The following is a 17,223-nucleotide window of genomic DNA, read 5'->3' as shown; positions in this document are numbered from 1 at the left end:
CCCGATTCAGTGACGATAGAAGCGTCAACAAACCGAAACAGCCCACTAGAATGGCTTTCAGGCCAACAAAAAAGACGGCCCCCGGCGGTGCGGCAACACCAACCGGAGGCCTTGATCGACTGCAAAGGAGTCGACCCGATGCAAGAGTGTATGCCCTTCTGGCAAACCACCCCCTGCCCGCCCTGGTGCACCATCGGCCACAGAGACGCGGACTTCCCCGAGGACCGCCTCCACCGCCCCGAGATCAAGCTCGCGACCGTCAAACTGACAACAAGCAACCCCATCCGCTGCCGACGCGCGGACGGCGAGTGGTATTTCGAATCCCCCGAAATCAACATCGACCTCGAACAGCACGTGCGGGAAACGACACCGCGCATCCTGCTCAGCGAGGTCAACTCCCCTGGCTACAGCCTCACTCCCACCGAGGCCGTCGAGATCGGCCGCGCCCTCATCGCCGCGGGGAAACTCGCCGACGAAACCGCCTGATCGAGTCACTGAGCGCCGTAGCGCTGCCTTGTGCCCGAGGTAGCGCTACGGCGCGATCAGGACTTTGTGTTCGGGACAAGGTAGTGCGGGCCGACGAAACCGACGTGCACCCTGCCCGTTTTGCCGCCGGTGTCATCGTGGAAGTACACGCGAGGCGCGAGATCGCCACCACCTTCGCTGATCTTCAGGTGCGCCGTCATCAGGATGACTCCGCTCGGGTCCACCTCCGTACTGACCGCGAACTCGCGCCGTTTGCGCAGCTTCCCATTGTTCAGGACCGGCTCGGATTCCGTCATCGCCAACTTCTTGGTCGACGGGGACCATACCAGAGCGCCACCATTCTCACACCACGTCCAGAAGTTGCCATTGAACCCCGACCGCCTGGCCTTCGCATACTCGGCCAGCGCACGCAGACCACGCCATGTCGTATTACCCCAGGCGAATGCCTTTGCTGCGGCGTCGATGCCATCGAGTTCCTGGGGCGCGGATTCTGGGACAGAAAGATAGTCCCCCAAATTCTCTTGTGCCACGATAACCGCGTCCGAGACGCAGTTCACATCCTCCGAAGCAAGGTTTGACCCCATCGATCCTTCCGGTGCCGACCAGAAAAGTTCCGCTTGGCCTTGCTCGGACATCTTTCGCTGGAGCCAGTCCAGTTTCGCCTGAAGACGGTCCACCTGATGCTGAAGACGATCCGCGTAATCGAGAGTTCTGGCGAAATCCTGTTCAACCTGGTTCCGCTCCGCGTATTCCAGTTCCAGCCGTTCACTCCACTCTTCTTTGAGCCGTACCACCTCGGAAGACGCGATCGTGACATCCGGCCGGTCGAAGACGCGGAACACCTTCGGAACATGCCGGCCGACCTCATTGCCTTTGATCGGCTGCACCCCGGTGAACACCGGCGTGCCCAGGAGATGCTTACCCGGCAACGCGAGGAGATCATCGACAACCCGTGGACGTCCCACGGCCGGCCGGTGCGTGAAGCTCGTCGTTTCCATGCTGTTTTCCACCCACGTATGAACGGACTCTCCGGTCGCTACTACGCGGATTTCCGTCTTCCACACAGCGTCGTTCGGCTCCTTGGGTGCGGAGTCCACCGAGACGAATTCGAACCCGTAGTGGTCGTCCTCATCGAGTGTGCGCACCGTGATGTCACGGTGGCCTGCTATCGTGGCCCCGTCTGGCAAGTCCAGCGCACCCGGGCGGTCGTGCGCCCAGTCCGATACGCAGCTTCGAGCCAAGTGTACGGCCCCTCGACGGTCCGATTCGATCGAGTCCGACCAGATTCCACGATAAAAGGTGCTCATCCCCACCATCCCTGCTACGAATCGAACAGCCTGCGCAACCCGGCGCGGTCAGGCGCGAGGTGATTCAAACCTGGCTTCCGCTCCATCCGACGGTCGTCGACGAGCGTGCCGGCCGTTACAAGATCCGCGCATGAGACGGTTTCTCAGAATGAAGGCGGTTCGTCAGGGCCGGGGTGGTCGGTTCGGGGGTGGGCGTCGTCAGTGTCATGACCATCGGACGCGACATTGTCCGACGCTGGATCGCCGGTCATCCCAGGATCCACTATGGACGAGTCTTCATCAGGTTCGGGCGTGCGGGGGTCATGGAGTGGTGGTGAATCGCCGGTGTACTGGTCACCGGTGGGAGTCGTCACCGTCAGGCGGCCGGAGGCTCTGTCGAGATGAAAGCTCCAGCCCGGTTGTCGCTTCAACCTATGGTGGCGACGGCAGAGTGCGATGAGATTTTCGTCCGCGGTCTCACCCTGATCGGCGACCCACTCTTCCCCGTGGTCGATATCGCAGACCTGCGCCGGTCGGTGGCAGCCGGGGAATCTACATTCGCGATCCCGGACGTGGATCAGCCGTGCGAGATCCTTGGGCGGCCGATAAGCGTTGCGGCCTACCGAAACCAGTTGTCCCGTTTCCGGATCGGTGAGCAACCGCCGTACCGTGCTGTTGTCCCCGTAGGCGATCCTGCGCGCCAACCATGCGGGAATCACGCCGTGGCCCGCCATTTCCGCGGGCTGGTCGTCGAGACCGAGCCACGTCATGACGTCGACGTAGACGTAGACTTCCGCACGCGGACCGACATAAACCCCGCGATTGTCGGTGAGCAACAGCTCCGCATAGACATCGGCCCTGTGCTGGTCGAGCGTCTTCGTCTTATCCCTTCGCCTGAGGCGGCGGGCCTCGCGATCGATTCGCGTATAGGCCGCTGTCCCGACCTCGGCCGGGAGGTCCCCGCACAGCCTGACCATCCCGTCGTCGGATGGGATGAGTTCGACCTTGCGCTGAGCGCGACGCGCGTAACAGCGTTCGGCATGTGCCTCCGGGTCGATCCTGGCCATGGCAAGGTTCGTGGATCTGCGCAGCCCGGCCGGATCTTTTCCGTTCAGGCGCGTCGCCATCACGGCATCGACCTGGCGGGCCTGTTCGTCGGTGAGGATCACGGTCGGTTCATGGATTTTCATCGCCTTGAAACCGTCGATGTCTCCGCGCCGCATGGCTTCCAGCGTCCGGGGCAGCCGGATGGCCAGCGCCATGGCGAGGTCCACCTGGTTTTCCGCTGCCTGCTTGCCCATCGCCAGCGCGAGGGCGAGTTCCTGCGGCACCGTCGCCGGCTCCTCGGCGGTGCGGGTGAAGCGGGCAAGCACCTCGAAATGCCGGGCCTGCAACCGGTTCATCAGCTTCTGCACGTCCTTCATCTCGCGCAGCATCGCCTCCCGGGTCACCAGTATGCCGGGGAAGTCCGGCAGGTCCGGAAAGCGGGAGACGGTGGGCAGATCGGGGACGGTCATGACTCCATGTTATCGAACATGTGAGCACGGTTGCGTAGGTAAAGGACACGTTCACTGGAAAGTGTGAAATGGCGAGCCTGGCCGGCCGAGCCCCGACCGGCCAGGTTCGCGCGACAGAAGTCAAGGTAGACAACGGATCTCGCCCCCGGGATGCGCGGGATCCAGTCCTCACCTGTCCGACTACGAAAGCAGCTTTTCCACGCGCGTCAGGGTTTCCCGCAGGCTGGGCGATGTGGTCGTCTCATGTGCCTCCGTGAGGCTGAGCCAGCGCAGTTCGGCGTCCGGCTTCTCCGGGCGGGCCGTGTCGGGGCGCGATGTGGCCAGCACGAATCGGAGGTCGGCGTGCTCGTGGGCGGGCTCGTCGCCTTTGGCGCGCACCGGCACGATCGCCACGTGGACGAGTTCGGGGTCCGGCCATGGAGTCAGGTCGGTCAGTCCGGTCTCCTCGCGCCCTTCGCGGAGCGCGATGTCCACCGGATCGGTCTCGCCCGGGTCGCCGTGGCCACCGACGTGCAGCCAGGCACGCTGCCGTTGGTGCCAGCGCAACAGCACCCGCTCCGACTCGCGGTGGACGATCAACGCCGAAGCGGTGACGTGCAGCGGGGTCGCGCGGTGCCAGGGATTGTCCGCGGTGTCCACGAGTTGACGGATCCGGGCCACGTCGGCGGCTTCGTCGGTGCTCTGGGGAACGTATCGAGCCAGCAAAGCGGCGGCGGTCACCATACTGGCGACCCTACTGGGATTTACCGGGCCACACCGGGAACTACCGTTGACCCTTCGATGCCCTGCGAAGGATCAGCTCAGGCCCAGGGTGGGGATGAGCGTGCGGGCGGTTTCGCCTCCCGCCTCGATCGCGAGGTCGAGGGCGGCGGGAACGTCGAGTTCGTCGGAGAGCAGGTCGCGCAGGCGGTCGGTCGCCGAGGCGGTGCCCGGGCGCCCGGCGGCTCGGTGCAGGCTTTCGAGGCGGGCGGCCGCGGCGTCCAGCAGATCCGGGTGGTAGTCCCAGCTCTGGTGCCACGGACGGTCCAGGATCAACAGCCGCACGACCGAGGCCGGCCAGTCGCCGAGCACGTCCGACAGCAGGACGAGATTGCCGGCGGACTTGGCCATTTTGGCACCGCCGACGGTGACGGTGCCGGCGTGGAACCACGCCCGCGCGTAGGGCGTGACGCCGCTGAACTGCTCGGCCATCGCGGCGTGGTAGGCGTGGTGGGGGAAGCGGAGGTCCGCGCCTCCGGCATGCAGGTCCACGGCGGGCCCGAACACCGACAACGCCATCGCGACGCATTCGGCATGCCAGCCGGGCCTGCCTTGCCCCCAGGGCGACGGCCACGCCGGGTAACCCGGTTCCGCGGCCTGCCACACCGCGGTGTCGAACGGGTCGTCCTTGGCCTCGTCGTCGGGGCGGCCGCCGTACTCGGCGGCCAGTTCCAGGGCCTCGGTTTCGTCGAGGCCCGACCGATCGAGCACGGACCGGCCACGGAAGTAGACGCTCCCGCCACGCTCGTAGGCGGCGCCCACGGCGATCAGCGCCTCCGCCAAGCGCACCACTGCCGGGATGTAACGGTGCACCCACGGTTCGTACTCGGGAGTGCGGACGTTCAGTGCCGACATGTCACCCTCGAACACGAACTGCTGGAACGCGGCGAAATCGTCGTACCGGGTGCCCGCGCGCAGTGCCGCCGCGCTGAGCACGTCGTCGACGTCGGTGACGTTCCGGCACACGATCGGTTCGACACCGAGAAGCCGCCGCATCACGCGGGTCAGCGTGTCGACCCAGACGAACGTCGACGCGTGACCGAGGTGTGTGACGTCGTAGGGCGTGATACCGCACGTGTAGACGCGGGCACGGTCCAGCAGCGCGATCCGCCGTCCCGCCAGCACCAGTCCGCTCATGTGCCCCACCGCCCTTGTGTTCGGTCTCCAGGGAGATCGTCCTGGCCCGGGCCCGGCGGGTCAACCGGAGCGCTCGAACTCCAGCAGTTGCCGTTTGCGGTCCAGGCCTCCCCCGTAGCCGGTGAGATCGCCGGCCGAGCCGATCACCCGGTGACACGGCACGATGATGCCGACCGGGTTCTTGCCGTTGGCCAGGCCGACCGCTCTCGCCGCGGTCGGGCGCCCGATCCGCTCGGCGAGTTCCCGGTAGGAAACCGTTTCCCCGTAAGGAATCCGGCGTAGCTCCTGCCATACCGTCCGCTGGAACGGGGTGCCGTTGAACGCGAGGTCGAGGTCGAACTCCCTTCGCCGGCCGGCGAAGTACCCGGCGAGCTGACCGGCAGCCTCGGCGAACGGCGCGTCGTCACGATCGCCGAACATCGACTCGGCGGGCCGGTAACGCTGTTGGTCCATGTAGAGCCCGGTGAGGACGCCGTCGTCCCCCGCGACCAGCGTCAGCGGACCGACTGGACTGTCCACAATGGTGTGTCGCATACCTGCCTCCCTTCCGGTGTCACCCACCAGCTTTACCGGCGCGACGGCCTCGCGCTGGCGGAAAACCGCCATCACCGTGAGATGTACACCGGCAGCTCGACACGGACCAGGCAGCCACGTCCGTCCGGTGGTTCGGGCATCGCGACCGTCCCACCGTGCGCGGTGACCGTACTCGCGACGATCGACAGGCCGAGCCCCGAACCGGGCATACCGCGCGCCTCCGGCGAACGCCAGAACCGATCGAAGGCGTGGGCTCGATTCTCGGCCGCCACGCCCGGCCCTTCGTCCTGAACGGTCAGGCGGCCCGCTTCGCTTCGCACCGTGATGGTGGACCCGGCGGGCGAGAATTTGACCGCGTTGTCGAGCAGGTTGAGCACGACCCGTTCGAGTGCCGTCGCGTCACCGATGACGTGCCAAGGGCTCACGCGGACATCGAAGTGATGCCCGCCCGCCCGGCTGCTCGCCCGCTGGACCGCCGCGTCCACCACGTCCGTCACGTCGACCACGTCCCGGCTCAGCTCGCGTTCGTCGCGGGCCAGCACCACCAACTCCTGCACCAACTCGCTGAATTCGACGGTCTGGGACCGCAGGCTCGTCATGATCTTGGCGCGCACGTCCGCCGCGAGCGGGCGGCCGTGTTCTTCGCTGCGGGCGAGCAGTTCCACGTTGGTACGGAGACTGGTCAACGGGGTGCGCAGTTCGTGGGCCGCGTCGGCGACCAGATCACGCTGGCGGCGCCGTGAATCGGACAGGGCCGCCGTCATCGCGCTGAACGCCCGGGCGAGCCGTCCGGTCTCGTCGCGGCCGGTCACGTCGACCGGGGTCTCCAGATCCTCGGTCCTGGCAATGCGTTCGACGGTCTCGGTGAGCCGCTCCACCGGCACCAGCGCGGCGCGCGCGAGCACCAGGGCGATGGTCCCCGCGAGCGCCACGCTGACCAGGGCGGCCACCATCAACGCGTCCCGGAGGTGGGACAGCGAGCGCTCGATGTCGGCGAGTGAACGGCTGATCAGCACGACCTGCCCCGCCCCGAGCGGATAAGCCAGGACGCGCACCGGCGCGCCGGAAACGGTGATGCCGTCACGCAACGTGGGTCCGGTCACCGTGCCGTCTCCCGGCGCGACGACGACCCGATCCTGGGACGGTGGCGCACAAACCGTGCCGTCGGATTTCAGCAGTTCCAGGCCTTCGACGAACCGTTGCAGGGCAGGGGCATTCGGATTGGTGCACAACGCCTCGAAGCGAGGCAGTGTCCTCGCGTTGACGGAAGTCGGCGGAGGCATGCGCTCGAGCAGCGTCTGGTCGAGTTCACTGCGCAGGTTGTGCTCGGTGACCAGCCACGCGACCCCGCTGACGACGAGGATCGCGGTCGCCACGATCAGGCCGGTGACCAGCGCGATCCGCCTCCTGAGCAGCAGCCTGCGTTCGGGGCGTTTCAGCAGGGCGGGCCACCGGCGCGGCGTCATGACATCTTCAGTACGTAACCGACACCGCGCACGGTGTGCACCAAACGCGGTTCGCCGCCGGCTTCGGTCTTGCGGCGCAAATACCCGACGTAGACGTCGAGGTTGTTCGTGTTCGGCTCACGGCCCCACACCTCCTGGTGCAGGTGCTTACGGGTGAGGACCTGACGGGGCGCGGACATCAGGAGCGAAAGGAGATCGAATTCGATGCGGGTCAGCGAGATCGAGCGCCCGCCACGGAAGACCTCACGGGTGGCGGGGTCGAGTTCGAGATCTTCGAACCGGAGCACATCGCGCTCGGGCTGCTCGGACCGCTTCCGCCGGGCCGGGCGCAGCAGCGCGCGCACGCGGGCCAGCAACTCCTCCAGCGCGAACGGCTTGACGAGGTAGTCGTCCGCTCCCGCGTCCAGACCGGTGACGCGGTCACCGAGCGCGTCACGTGCGGTGAGCATGAGCACCGGAAGCCGGCTGCCGGACGCGCGCAGCCGGCGGCACGTCTCCAGCCCGTCCACGCCGGGCATCATCACGTCCACGATCATCAGATCCGGCTTTTCGGCTTCGACGCTGTGCAACGCCTGCTCACCGTCGGGCGCGGTGGCCACGGAATAGCCCTCGAACTCCAGGCTCAGCGCGAGACTGTCCCGAACGTCCGAATCGTCGTCAACCACCAGCAATCGCATGGGGCCATTGTGGCTCCACGCCTTTTCCAGGCATTTTTCCGGGGCCTTTTCCCGGACGGACCTGACACCCGGCCGCACGTTCTCGTTCATTCTTTCTTGATCCGGAACGTGAACTCCAGCCGCCGCCACTCGCCGTCGACCACCCGGCCGGCGGGGGCCGGGCCGTTCCCGGGGACGAAGTCGGCGATCAGGTCGTCCTTGACGCCGAAGACGGCGTCGCCCTGGCCGCCGGAGGTGTCCAGGTAGGGCCCGCCGCGCACGAACAGCTGGGTGATCAGCCGGTGGTAACCCTGCTTTCCGAACAGGAAGTGCAGATGCGGGGCCCGCCACTGGTGCCGCCCGGTCGCGGAGAGCATCGCTCCGACCGGCCCGTCGTCGGGAATCGGATACGCGCTGGGCATGATCGTCCAGAACCTCACCCGGCCCTCGTCGTCGCTGTGGAACCGCGCCCGCAGCACGGGTCCGTCGAGATCCGGTAACTGCACGTCGTAGAAACCGTCCTCATTGGACTGCCACACGTCGGTGAAGACGTCCGGCACCGGGTTTCCTTCGGTGTCGGTGATCCGCACGTCGACCCACAGTGGAGTGCCGGGCAGCCCGTTCGCGATGTCGCTCCCGTGTTCGGCGGGCGGCGGCCCCTGGACGTAGAACGGCCCGAGGACGGCCGACGGCGTGGTGCCCGGCGTACGCGCGTTGGCCAGCATGTCGACCGCGCTGGAGACCCCGAGCACATCCGAGGCCAGCACGAACTCCTGGCGCGTCTCGGTGGTGATGTGCCCGGCACGGGTGAGGAAGCCGATGGCGGCCTGCCATTCTTCCTGCGTCACGTCGTTGGCGATCACGTACTCGTGCAGATGCCGCACCAGATCGGTGAGCAGGGCCTTGAGCCTGGGGTCCGGCGTGCGGCCGAAGCTCGCCACGACCTGTCCGGTCAACCGGTCCAGGGCCGCGCGAACCTCGGGCTCGACCGGTCCAGGCTCTGACTCCGCCATGAGGTGCCCCCTGCTGTCGTGAGGTCACCTCATTCTAGGTGGGCAACCTGACACAGCACCCGGGCTTCGTCCCGGTCTTCGATGTCGGCGCTGCCCACCGGCAGGCGAGGCCGCTCGCGGCGATGGTTGCGCTCCAGGCCGTAAACGACGGCCACCAGCAGGATCAGGAAGAGAATCAGAGAGACCATGGCTGAAGTTTGCGCCCAGATGACTTCCTGCCACAGTGGCAGATCCGACCGACTGCGTTAAGATACTGCCATGTTGACGACCGTGGCGACGGTGTTGATCGACGGGCTCGCCCCGTTCGAGTTCGGGGTGGTCTGCGAGGTCTTCGGCATCGACCGCACCGAGGACGGCGTGCCGCCCATCGAGTTCCGGGTGTGCGGGGAGAAGCCAGGCGAGCCGTTGCGATCGTCGGTAGGCGTGACGATGACCCCGGACCACGGTCTCGAAGGACTCGACGGCGCGGATCTGGTGGCCCTGCCCGCGGCCAGCATCCGCGACGACTACCCGCCCGCGATCCTGGACGCGGTCCGATCCGCCCACGCGCGCGGCGCGACGCTGCTCAGCGTGTGCAGCGGCGCTTTCCTCCTGGGCGCGACCGGGCTCCTCGACGGCCGCCGCTGCACCACCCACTGGCGTCACATCGACGAGTTCCGCAAACGTTTTCCCCTGGCACAGGTCGATCCGGACGTCCTCTTCGTCGACGGGGGCGACCTGATCACCAGCGCGGGCACGGCCGCCGGCATCGACGCCTGCCTGCACCTGGTCCGTCGCGAACTGGGCTCGGGGCCCGCCAACGCCATCGCCCGCCGCATGGTGGTGCCGCCCCAGCGCGAGGGCGGGCAGCAGCAGTACATCGAACTGCCGATCCCCGAATGCACCGCGGACAGCCTGCAGCCGGTGCTCAACTGGATGCTCGATCATCTCGCCGAGGACCACACGGTCGCCGCGCTGGCACGGCGCGCGGCGATGTCCGAACGCACCTTCGCGCGCCGGTTCGTCGCCGAAACCGGCACCACGCCGCATCGCTGGCTGTCGACCCAGCGCGTGCTGCACGCCCGCACGCTCCTGGAGGACACCGCGCTCGGCATCGAGGAAATCGCGCGCCGGTGCGGTTTCGGCAACGCGGCGCTCCTACGGCACCACTTTCACAAGATCGTCGGCGTGGCCCCCGCGGACTACCGGAAGACCTTCGCGGCCTGACGTGTGTTCAAAAGCCCGTGTTTCGCATGAGGTGAGTAGAGTGCGCGCGGGTGCCGGAGGCTTCGGATTTTCGGAGGCGGGCCGCCTACCTGCCTCAAGGAGGCCGACCGCGAGAGCCACGGCCCGTCTACGCGAATCCGATCGCGCGCCTTGGAAACACTGCTTGAAATGTCCTCTACGTTGGACCTGTGGGTTACGACGTGAAGCGGATACGTGCATGCTTTCCAGCGCTCGCCGAAGGCGCGGCGCATTTCGATTCGCCCGGCGGCTCGCAGGTTCCCGCCGTGGTCGGCGAGGCGGTGGCCGCGGCGCTGACCGGCGCGATCGCCAACCGGGGCACCGTCACCGCGGCCGAACGCCGGGCGGAGGAGATCGTCGGACAGGCGCGCGCGGCGGTCGCCGACCTGCTGGGCGCGCGGCCCGGCGGGGTCGTCTTCGGCCGCAGCATGACGCAGCTGACCTACGACTTTTCCCGTGCCCTGGCCAAGAACTGGGCGCCCGGCGACGAAATCGTGGTCACCCGCCTCGATCACGACGCCAACATCCGGCCGTGGGTGCAGGCCGCGCAAGCGCGCGGGGTGACCGTGCGGTGGGCCGATTTCGACCCCGGCACGGGCGAACTCCCGCCCGAAGCCGTGACCACGCTGCTGTCCGGGCGGACCCGGCTGGTCGCGGTCACCGCGGCGGGCAACCTGCTCGGCACCCGGCCCGACGTTCCCGAGATCACCGCGAGCGCCAGGGCGGCGGGCGCTCTGTCCTATGTAGACGGTGTGCACCTCACACCGCACAGCCCGATCGACATCGACGCGCTCGGTGCGGACTTCTTCGCCTGTTCTCCGTACAAGTTCCTCGGTCCACACCTCGGCGTCGTGGCGGCGAGCCCGGAAACGCTGGAAACCCTGCACCCCGACAAGCTGTTGCCGTCCACCGACGCGGTGCCCGAACGGTTCGAACTCGGCACGCTGCCCTACGAACTCCTCGCCGGAACGACCGCGGCGATCGACTTCCTGGCCGGACTGATGCCCGGCACGGGCACCCGCCGCGATCGTGTCGTCACGTCGATGCGGGCCGTCGAGGAGTACGAAGACGGTCTGCTCCACCGCCTCGACGACGGCCTCGCCGAGATCCCCGGTGTGATCCGCTACGGCTCCCCCAGCCGCCGTCGCACACCGACCGTGCTCTTCTCGGTGCGGGACATCCCGCCACCGAAGGTCTACGAAGGGCTCGCCGAGCGGGGTGTCAACGCGCCGGCGGGAAGCTTCTACGCGCTGGAATGCTCGCGGCACCTCGGCTTGGGCGATACCGGCGCGGTCCGGGCCGGTATCGCGCCCTACACCGACAGCGACGACGTCGACCGGCTCCTGGCGGCGCTGGGCGTTCTCACCGGGCGACCTGGACAATCATTCATCAAATGATTTAACGTTTCCGGTACGCGAGTTCTCAAGGGAGAGGGGCAAGCGTGACGGGCGAACTTCGCAGCAGGGCATGGTTCGGCGCGACCGGCCGCGCCGGGATGATCTACCGGTCGTGGATGCGCAACCAGGGTTTCGGTGCCGGGGTCTTCGACGGGCGGCCGGTGATCGGCATCGCCACCAGCGCCTCGGAACTCGCCCCGTGCAACGCTCACCTCCACCGGGTCGCGGAAGCGGTGAAGCGCGGCGTGTGGCAGGCGGGCGGATTCCCGCTGGAGTTCCCCACGATGGCCACCGGCGAGACGCTGATGCGCCCCACCGCGATGCTCTACCGCAACCTCATGGCGATGGAGGTCGAAGAGCTGATCCGCGCCAACCCGCTCGACGGCGTGGTGCTGCTTTCCGGCTGTGACAAGACCACCCCCGCGATGCTGATGGCCGCGGCCAGCGTGGACGTCCCGGCGATCATGGTGACCGGCGGTCCGATGCTCAACGGCAAGTACCGCGGCACCGATGTCGGCTCCGGCACGCACGTGTGGAAGTTCGAAGAGGACCTCAAGGCCGGGCGCATGACGCAGGAAGAGTGCTTCTTCGCCGAAGGCTGCATGGCGCGCTCGAACGGGCACTGCATGACCATGGGCACCGCCTCCACGATGGCGTGCATGGCCGAGGCGCTGGGCATGCAGCTGCCCGGTTCGGCCGCGTGGCCCGCCGTCGACGCGCGACGGTTCGAGATCGCGCAGGAGGCCGGGCTTCGCGTGGTGGACATGGTGCGCGAAGAGCTGCGGCCGTCCCGGATCCTGACGCGCGAGGCGTTCGAGAACGCGATCCGGGTCAACGCCGCGATCGGCGGTTCCACCAACGCGATCATCCATCTGCTCGCGATCGCCGGACGGCTTGGGGTCAAGCTGGAACTCGACGACTTCGACGCGCTCGCCCGCGTGGTGCCCACGCTGGTCGACCTGATGCCCAGCGGCCGGTTCCTGATGGAGGATTTCTGTTACGCGGGCGGCCTTCCCGTGGTGATGAAGCGACTGGTGGACGCGGGTCTCCTGCACGCCGGAAGCGTCACGGTCACCGGGAACGACGTGGAGGCCAACGTGGCCGGCGCCGAATGCTTCAACGACGAAGTGATCACCAAGATCGAGTCACCGTTCCAGCCGGCCGGCACCGGCACGGCCGTGCTGCGCGGCAATCTCTGCCCCGGCGGCGCGGTGATCAAACAGTCCGCCGCGTCCGAGCACCTGCTCACCCATCGCGGCCGCGCGCTCGTCTTCGACTCGGCCGAGGAGTACCACGCCGTGTGTGACGATCCGGATCTCGATGTCGACGAGAACACCGTGCTGGTCATCCGGGGTGCCGGCCCGAAGGGGTATCCGGGCATGCCCGAGGTGTCGAACGTGCCGCTGCCCCAGAAGATGATCCAGGCCGGCGTGACGGACATGGTGCGGGTGTGCGACGGCCGGATGAGCGGCACCGGCTACGGCACCGTGGTCTTGCACGTGACCCCGGAATCGGCGCTGGGCGGTCCGCTCGCGCTGGTGCGCACCGGCGATGAGATCACCCTCGATGTCCCGTCCCGCGAACTGACCCTCGAAGTCGACGACGCCGAGCTCGACCGCCGCCGCGCGGAATGGGTCGCCCCCGAACCCGCGCACACCAGCGGCTACGCGTGGCTCTACACCCAGCATGTGCTGCAAGCCGACCAGGGCGCCGACTTCGACTTCCTGCTGGGCAGCCGAGGCCACGCCGTGCCGCGGGACTCGCACTAGAGCTCCCGTCGCCCACCACCACCCTCAACGGGCACGCTCCGCGCGACTGCCGGTGCGGGCCTCTCCACTCTGGACGGCCTCTGACCAGCGGCGTAATGTCTCCCCGACAATTCAAGACCTGGGCAAGGCGGTCCACGAGATCACGCGCGTCCTCTACGGGGTACCGCGTAGTTTCATCACCGCCGATATCCCGGTCGGGACCACGAAATACCCAGATGCCTTCCGCCGCGCCTTCGACGGCCGGAATGTCATCGTGGCCAACGCGTGGACTTGGCGGCTCCGAACTCGGGCCCCCTCAATACGAGGCCCCAGGTGGCATGCCGAAGCAGAGGCGAACCTGGGGCTTACATCTGCACTCTACCACGGGTCAGGCTGCCGTGGTACCTCGATCCTTGGGGGCGAAGATGACTCTGACCGACGATGCCGGCGACTGGATAGGTGACGCCATTTCCGAGGCGAGGTTCGCACCATACCTCGCCGAGTGTGGCGACGACCGAGCCACCGCGTGGCGTCTGTACGTGTGGAACATCGCCATCTCGATGGCGTTTTACCCGCTTCTGCACTTCCCCGAGATCACTCTGCGCAACGCACTGCACCGGGAACTGGGGTCCGGTTCGGACGCGCCGACTGGTGGGCGCTCGCACCACTGAGCGACTTTCCCCGCCCTACCATGGTGTCGGGCCAGGAACTGTTCGACGCAGACGAGATCGCACGCTGGCTCGGCCGACGCAAGATCGCCAGTAACAATCTGAAGCCTGGCGAGACACCAGGCACCGTCTACAGTGACAGATTCATCCGCAACAGGGGCGTACTTACTCCCGGCACCCAGGCTGAGCCGCGTATCCAGACGACAGCCCGCCCTGATCGGACGAGCGAACTGTGGCGGAGCGTGGATCTACTGCGGGGAGACTTCGACTTCATGACCGCCGTCGATTTCCTCATGGCCATGCTTTACCTCCGCAGTACCGACCAAGAACTTTGGCGGGAGATCGCGCAACAGGAATCCGGGCACGTCGTGGGTCAGATGCTTCGTCGTGTACGACTTCCGGATAACGACGTTCCCTTGTTCCCCAACGACACCTCTGCTCTTTCCAGTAAACAGATGCTGGAGACGATCAAGCTTCTCGAGGGCATGGACCTTGAAGAGGAGGAGTTGGCCGCAGCGTTCGACACACTGCTGGAAAGGGCCCACCGCGACCTCGGCAAGCACGGGGGACACTTCACGCCTCGTTCGCTGGTGCGCTGCATGATGGACATCATCGACCCGCAGAGCGCCGACGGCGTCCATGACCCGTCGTGCGGGTCCGGTGAATTCCTCACCGCAGCGGCACAACACGGCGTGAAGTCGCTAGGTGGTCAGGCGATGAATACTGCCTCGCTCCGGATGACGCTGCTCAACCTGGCGGTGCACGGCGGTAAGGCCGACCTTCGCATCGGGGGTCCGGAGATTACACGTGGAGCTTTCGGCGGCGAACGATTCGATGTCATTCTGTCCAACCCACCCTTCAGTATCAAACTTCCGAACAACGTCGAAGAGGATGCGTGGCCGTTCGGCACACCACCCCAGCGCATCGGCGATTTCGCGTGGCTTCAACTCGCGGTGCACAAGTTGAAGCCAGGCGGTCGCGCCGGAGTTCTCATGCCGAGCGGAACATTGTTCCGCTCTGGCCGTGAGGCGGAAATCCGGAGCAGCATGGTTGAGGCTGGAGTTGTCGAAGGAATCGTCGCTCTCCCCGCCGGACTTTTCGCCAGTACCGGTATCCCGGTGTCGCTCTGGGTCCTCCGAACACCGAAGCACGGAAAGGCTGACCCGTCAGAGGTTCTCTTCATCGATGCCACCCGTATGGGTGCGAGTACCAGGAACAGCCAACGCATACTACGCCGTGACGAGGCAGTGAGGATTGTTCACGAATACCGCAATTGGCGCGAATTCGGCAGCAGCGAAGAATTCGGCCAGTCACTCGGGTTCGCGCGACCGGTACCAATCGAGGAAATACGTCGGAACGACTACAACCTTCAGCCCCAACGTTACGTAGGCGAAGAGGCCGACCTCCAGGGCTCGCGAACGGACACACCCTCGGCCAAGTCCGGATCGGTACAACGGACGCTGGATAAGTTGGCCGAGCGGGCGAAGAGAACTCGCGCCGAAATCGACGCTCATCTCGCGATACTGCACCGGTCGGCTCCCCGTGAATGGCGGACAGTTTCTCTCGGCGAGATCTGCGACATTCAGGCAGGGCCGGGCACGGTGAATCGCGAGCGTGGGACGACGGTCCCGGGTTGGACCCCGCTCGTACTTCCGCGCAACATCAAGCGTGGCCACCTCAGCCATGAAGAGCTGGACACGGTCAAACCCGAAACATTTGAGAAGCTCTCGAATTATCTGCTTCGCTCGGGCGATATCGTGTGCGCACGATCAGGCACGCTGGGACGGCACGGACTAGTGCGTGAGCCGGAAGACGGGTGGGCTTTGGGACCGAGTTGCATGCGCATACGTCCTACCAGGGCCGAAGTCGTTCCCGAGTACCTCGTGCACTACCTGAACAGCGCCGAGGTCAACGAGTGGATCATGGCTCAGTCGCGAGGTTCCACGGCTATCCCCCACATCAGCGCGGTCACGCTGCGGATGCTGGTCATAGCGCTGCCTTCGGTCGCGACGCAGCGGGAAATAGCCGCCACGATGGATTCGATCGACCTTCACATCGAGCAACACCAGCGAGCGATTTCGGCCACCCAATCGCTCCGCGACCTCGTCTTCCCCTCGCTTTCGCAACCGTGATCCGAGCGGAGACTCCCCCTAAAGCAAGCCCCGCGAGGCCAGGTTTCCCATCAGGGCGCGGATTCCGAACGTCCATTGTGGAGCCTTCTCGGCGTGGGTGACGACGTTGGTCAGCGCGCCGAGCCGGGGGGAGGCGATGCGGACACGGTCGCCGAGTTTGTGCGTGAACCCTTCGCCCGGCACGTCACGATCGGCCGTCGGGGCGAACAGGGTGCCGGTGAACAGCACGAAACCGTCGGGGTACTGGTGATTCGGCCCCACCGTCTGCGCGACCAGATCCAGGACGTCCCGGCTGATCTCGCGCAGGGAACTCGTGCCTTCGAGCACGAAACCGTCCGTCCCGGTGACCGTGAGTTCGATGTCCAGACCACGCACGTCGTCGATCCCGAAAGCGTCGTCGAACAAGCGGAGGAACGGGCCGATCGCGCAGGAGGCGTTGTTGTCCTTGGCCTTGCTCAGCAGCAGCGCGCTCCTGCCTTCGACATCGCGCAGGTTCACGTCGTTGCCAAGGGTCGCACCGACCGCACGGCCGTCCGAGGTCACCGCCAGCACCAGTTCGGGCTCCGGGTTGTTCCACCGTGAATACGCGGGCACCCCGATCTCGGCCCCGGTGCCGACCGCCGAGAGGACCGGCGCCTTGGTGAACACCTCGGCGTCCGGGCCGATCCCGACCTCCAGGTACTGCGACCACAGCCCCTCGGCCACGAGAAGTTCCTTGACCCGCACCGATTCCGGCGACCCGGGACGCAGACCACCGATCATTCCGCCGACGGCGTCCTCGATGCGGTTCCGGATGTCCGCGGCGAGTTTCGGGTCCCCCTTCGCGCGCTCCTCGATGACCCGCTCGACCATGCTGCGCACGAACGTGACCCCGCACGCCTTGATGACCTGCAGGTCGCACGGCGCCAGCGGCGTCAACCGCCCGCTCAGCACGTCCGCGAGCGGCCACTCGCGTCCACCCGCGCCTTTGACGATGTCGAGCAGATCCTCGCGCTCCAGCAGACCGGACATCGTCGGCTCGGCGGAGGTCAGATCGACCACCTTCTCCCCGCGCACGGCCACCACACAGGGCCCGCTCTCGGGATCGAAGACCCGTCCGACCAACGTCGCTTCCCCCGCGTCGACCGGCAGCACATCAGGCAGCGCGTTCATGCTCGTCCCCCCGTGAAGTCACCGTGGCCAGCTTGGCAACCGCGTGTC

The 17,223-nt window shown here is 66.7% G+C and carries 16 protein-coding genes; 6 read left to right on the top strand and 10 right to left on the bottom strand.

Going from position 1 to position 17,223, the window contains the following annotated elements; all coding sequences use genetic code 11:
• Positions 1 to 138 precede the first annotated feature (138 nt).
• Positions 139 to 486: a DUF6907 domain-containing protein gene (locus ACFSXZ_RS32185; protein WP_378269343.1), complete on the top strand. Its 348-nt coding sequence runs from the start codon at positions 139 to 141 to the stop codon at positions 484 to 486.
• Between the two features lie 56 nt (positions 487 to 542).
• Here the strand turns inward: ACFSXZ_RS32185 and ACFSXZ_RS32180 are convergent, their stop codons facing one another.
• The 9 genes from ACFSXZ_RS32180 to ACFSXZ_RS32140 all read right to left on the bottom strand — a co-directional run bounded on the left by ACFSXZ_RS32180 (position 543) and on the right by ACFSXZ_RS32140 (position 9,042).
• Complete coding sequence (locus ACFSXZ_RS32180; protein ID WP_378269341.1) at positions 543 to 1,631, bottom strand: hypothetical protein; 1,089 nt, start codon at positions 1,629 to 1,631, stop codon at positions 543 to 545.
• Between the two features lie 305 nt (positions 1,632 to 1,936).
• The gene (locus tag ACFSXZ_RS32175; RefSeq protein ID WP_378269340.1) at positions 1,937 to 3,289 is read right to left on the bottom strand and encodes an HNH endonuclease signature motif containing protein; all 1,353 of its coding nucleotides are present in this window, start codon (positions 3,287 to 3,289) and stop codon (positions 1,937 to 1,939) included.
• 180 nt (positions 3,290 to 3,469) lie between these two features.
• Positions 3,470 to 4,012, bottom strand: coding sequence for an NUDIX hydrolase (locus ACFSXZ_RS32170; RefSeq protein ID WP_378269338.1), 543 nt, complete (start codon positions 4,010 to 4,012; stop codon positions 3,470 to 3,472).
• Positions 4,013 to 4,084: 72 nt separating this feature from the next.
• Positions 4,085 to 5,185 carry a cysteine--tRNA ligase gene (locus tag ACFSXZ_RS32165; protein ID WP_378269336.1) on the bottom strand — a complete coding sequence of 367 codons (1,101 nt, stop codon included), beginning with the start codon at positions 5,183 to 5,185 and terminating at the stop codon, positions 4,085 to 4,087.
• A 60-nt stretch (positions 5,186 to 5,245) separates the two neighbouring features.
• On the bottom strand, positions 5,246 to 5,719 hold the full coding sequence (locus ACFSXZ_RS32160; protein ID WP_378269335.1) for a methylated-DNA--[protein]-cysteine S-methyltransferase: 474 nt from the start codon (positions 5,717 to 5,719) through the stop codon (positions 5,246 to 5,248).
• A gap of 71 nt (positions 5,720 to 5,790) precedes the next feature.
• The gene (locus tag ACFSXZ_RS32155; RefSeq protein ID WP_378269333.1) at positions 5,791 to 7,185 is read right to left on the bottom strand and encodes a HAMP domain-containing sensor histidine kinase; all 1,395 of its coding nucleotides are present in this window, start codon (positions 7,183 to 7,185) and stop codon (positions 5,791 to 5,793) included.
• The gene (locus ACFSXZ_RS32150; protein WP_378269331.1) at positions 7,182 to 7,862 is read right to left on the bottom strand and encodes a response regulator transcription factor; all 681 of its coding nucleotides are present in this window, start codon (positions 7,860 to 7,862) and stop codon (positions 7,182 to 7,184) included. Before ACFSXZ_RS32150 ends, ACFSXZ_RS32155 begins: the two co-directional genes overlap by 4 nt.
• Before the next feature lie 86 nt (positions 7,863 to 7,948).
• Positions 7,949 to 8,854, bottom strand: a complete 906-nt coding sequence (locus ACFSXZ_RS32145; RefSeq protein WP_378269329.1) for a dioxygenase family protein — start codon at positions 8,852 to 8,854, stop codon at positions 7,949 to 7,951.
• A 29-nt stretch (positions 8,855 to 8,883) separates the two neighbouring features.
• Entirely contained in the window at positions 8,884 to 9,042 is a 159-nt protein-coding gene (locus tag ACFSXZ_RS32140) for a hypothetical protein (protein WP_378269327.1), read from the bottom strand.
• Positions 9,043 to 9,112: 70 nt separating this feature from the next.
• Between ACFSXZ_RS32140 and ACFSXZ_RS32135 the strand changes: the two genes are divergently transcribed.
• The 5 genes from ACFSXZ_RS32135 to ACFSXZ_RS32115 all read left to right on the top strand — a co-directional run bounded on the left by ACFSXZ_RS32135 (position 9,113) and on the right by ACFSXZ_RS32115 (position 16,023).
• The gene (locus tag ACFSXZ_RS32135) at positions 9,113 to 10,060 is read left to right on the top strand and encodes a helix-turn-helix domain-containing protein (RefSeq protein WP_378269326.1); all 948 of its coding nucleotides are present in this window, start codon (positions 9,113 to 9,115) and stop codon (positions 10,058 to 10,060) included.
• Positions 10,061 to 10,248: 188 nt separating this feature from the next.
• Positions 10,249 to 11,475, top strand: coding sequence for a cysteine desulfurase-like protein (locus ACFSXZ_RS32130; protein WP_378269325.1), 1,227 nt, complete (start codon positions 10,249 to 10,251; stop codon positions 11,473 to 11,475).
• Positions 11,476 to 11,519: 44 nt separating this feature from the next.
• The gene (locus ACFSXZ_RS32125; RefSeq protein WP_378269323.1) at positions 11,520 to 13,244 is read left to right on the top strand and encodes an IlvD/Edd family dehydratase; all 1,725 of its coding nucleotides are present in this window, start codon (positions 11,520 to 11,522) and stop codon (positions 13,242 to 13,244) included.
• 404 nt (positions 13,245 to 13,648) lie between these two features.
• Positions 13,649 to 13,894 (top strand): hypothetical protein, encoded by a 246-nt coding sequence (locus tag ACFSXZ_RS32120; RefSeq protein WP_378269321.1) that lies wholly within the window; start codon positions 13,649 to 13,651, stop codon positions 13,892 to 13,894.
• 20 nt (positions 13,895 to 13,914) lie between these two features.
• Positions 13,915 to 16,023 (top strand): type I restriction-modification system subunit M/S, encoded by a 2,109-nt coding sequence (locus tag ACFSXZ_RS32115; protein ID WP_378269319.1) that lies wholly within the window; start codon positions 13,915 to 13,917, stop codon positions 16,021 to 16,023.
• Between the two features lie 18 nt (positions 16,024 to 16,041).
• Here the strand turns inward: ACFSXZ_RS32115 and ACFSXZ_RS32110 are convergent, their stop codons facing one another.
• Entirely contained in the window at positions 16,042 to 17,175 is a 1,134-nt protein-coding gene (locus ACFSXZ_RS32110) for a fumarylacetoacetate hydrolase family protein (RefSeq protein ID WP_378269318.1), read from the bottom strand.
• Positions 17,176 to 17,223: the final 48 nt, after the last annotated feature.

This window comes from Amycolatopsis pigmentata (assembly GCF_042684065.1).
Classification (GTDB): domain Bacteria; phylum Actinomycetota; class Actinomycetes; order Mycobacteriales; family Pseudonocardiaceae; genus Amycolatopsis_E; species Amycolatopsis_E pigmentata.
The sequence above is the reverse complement of the archived record's forward strand: the minus strand, read 5'-3'. Positions and strand labels throughout refer to the sequence as shown.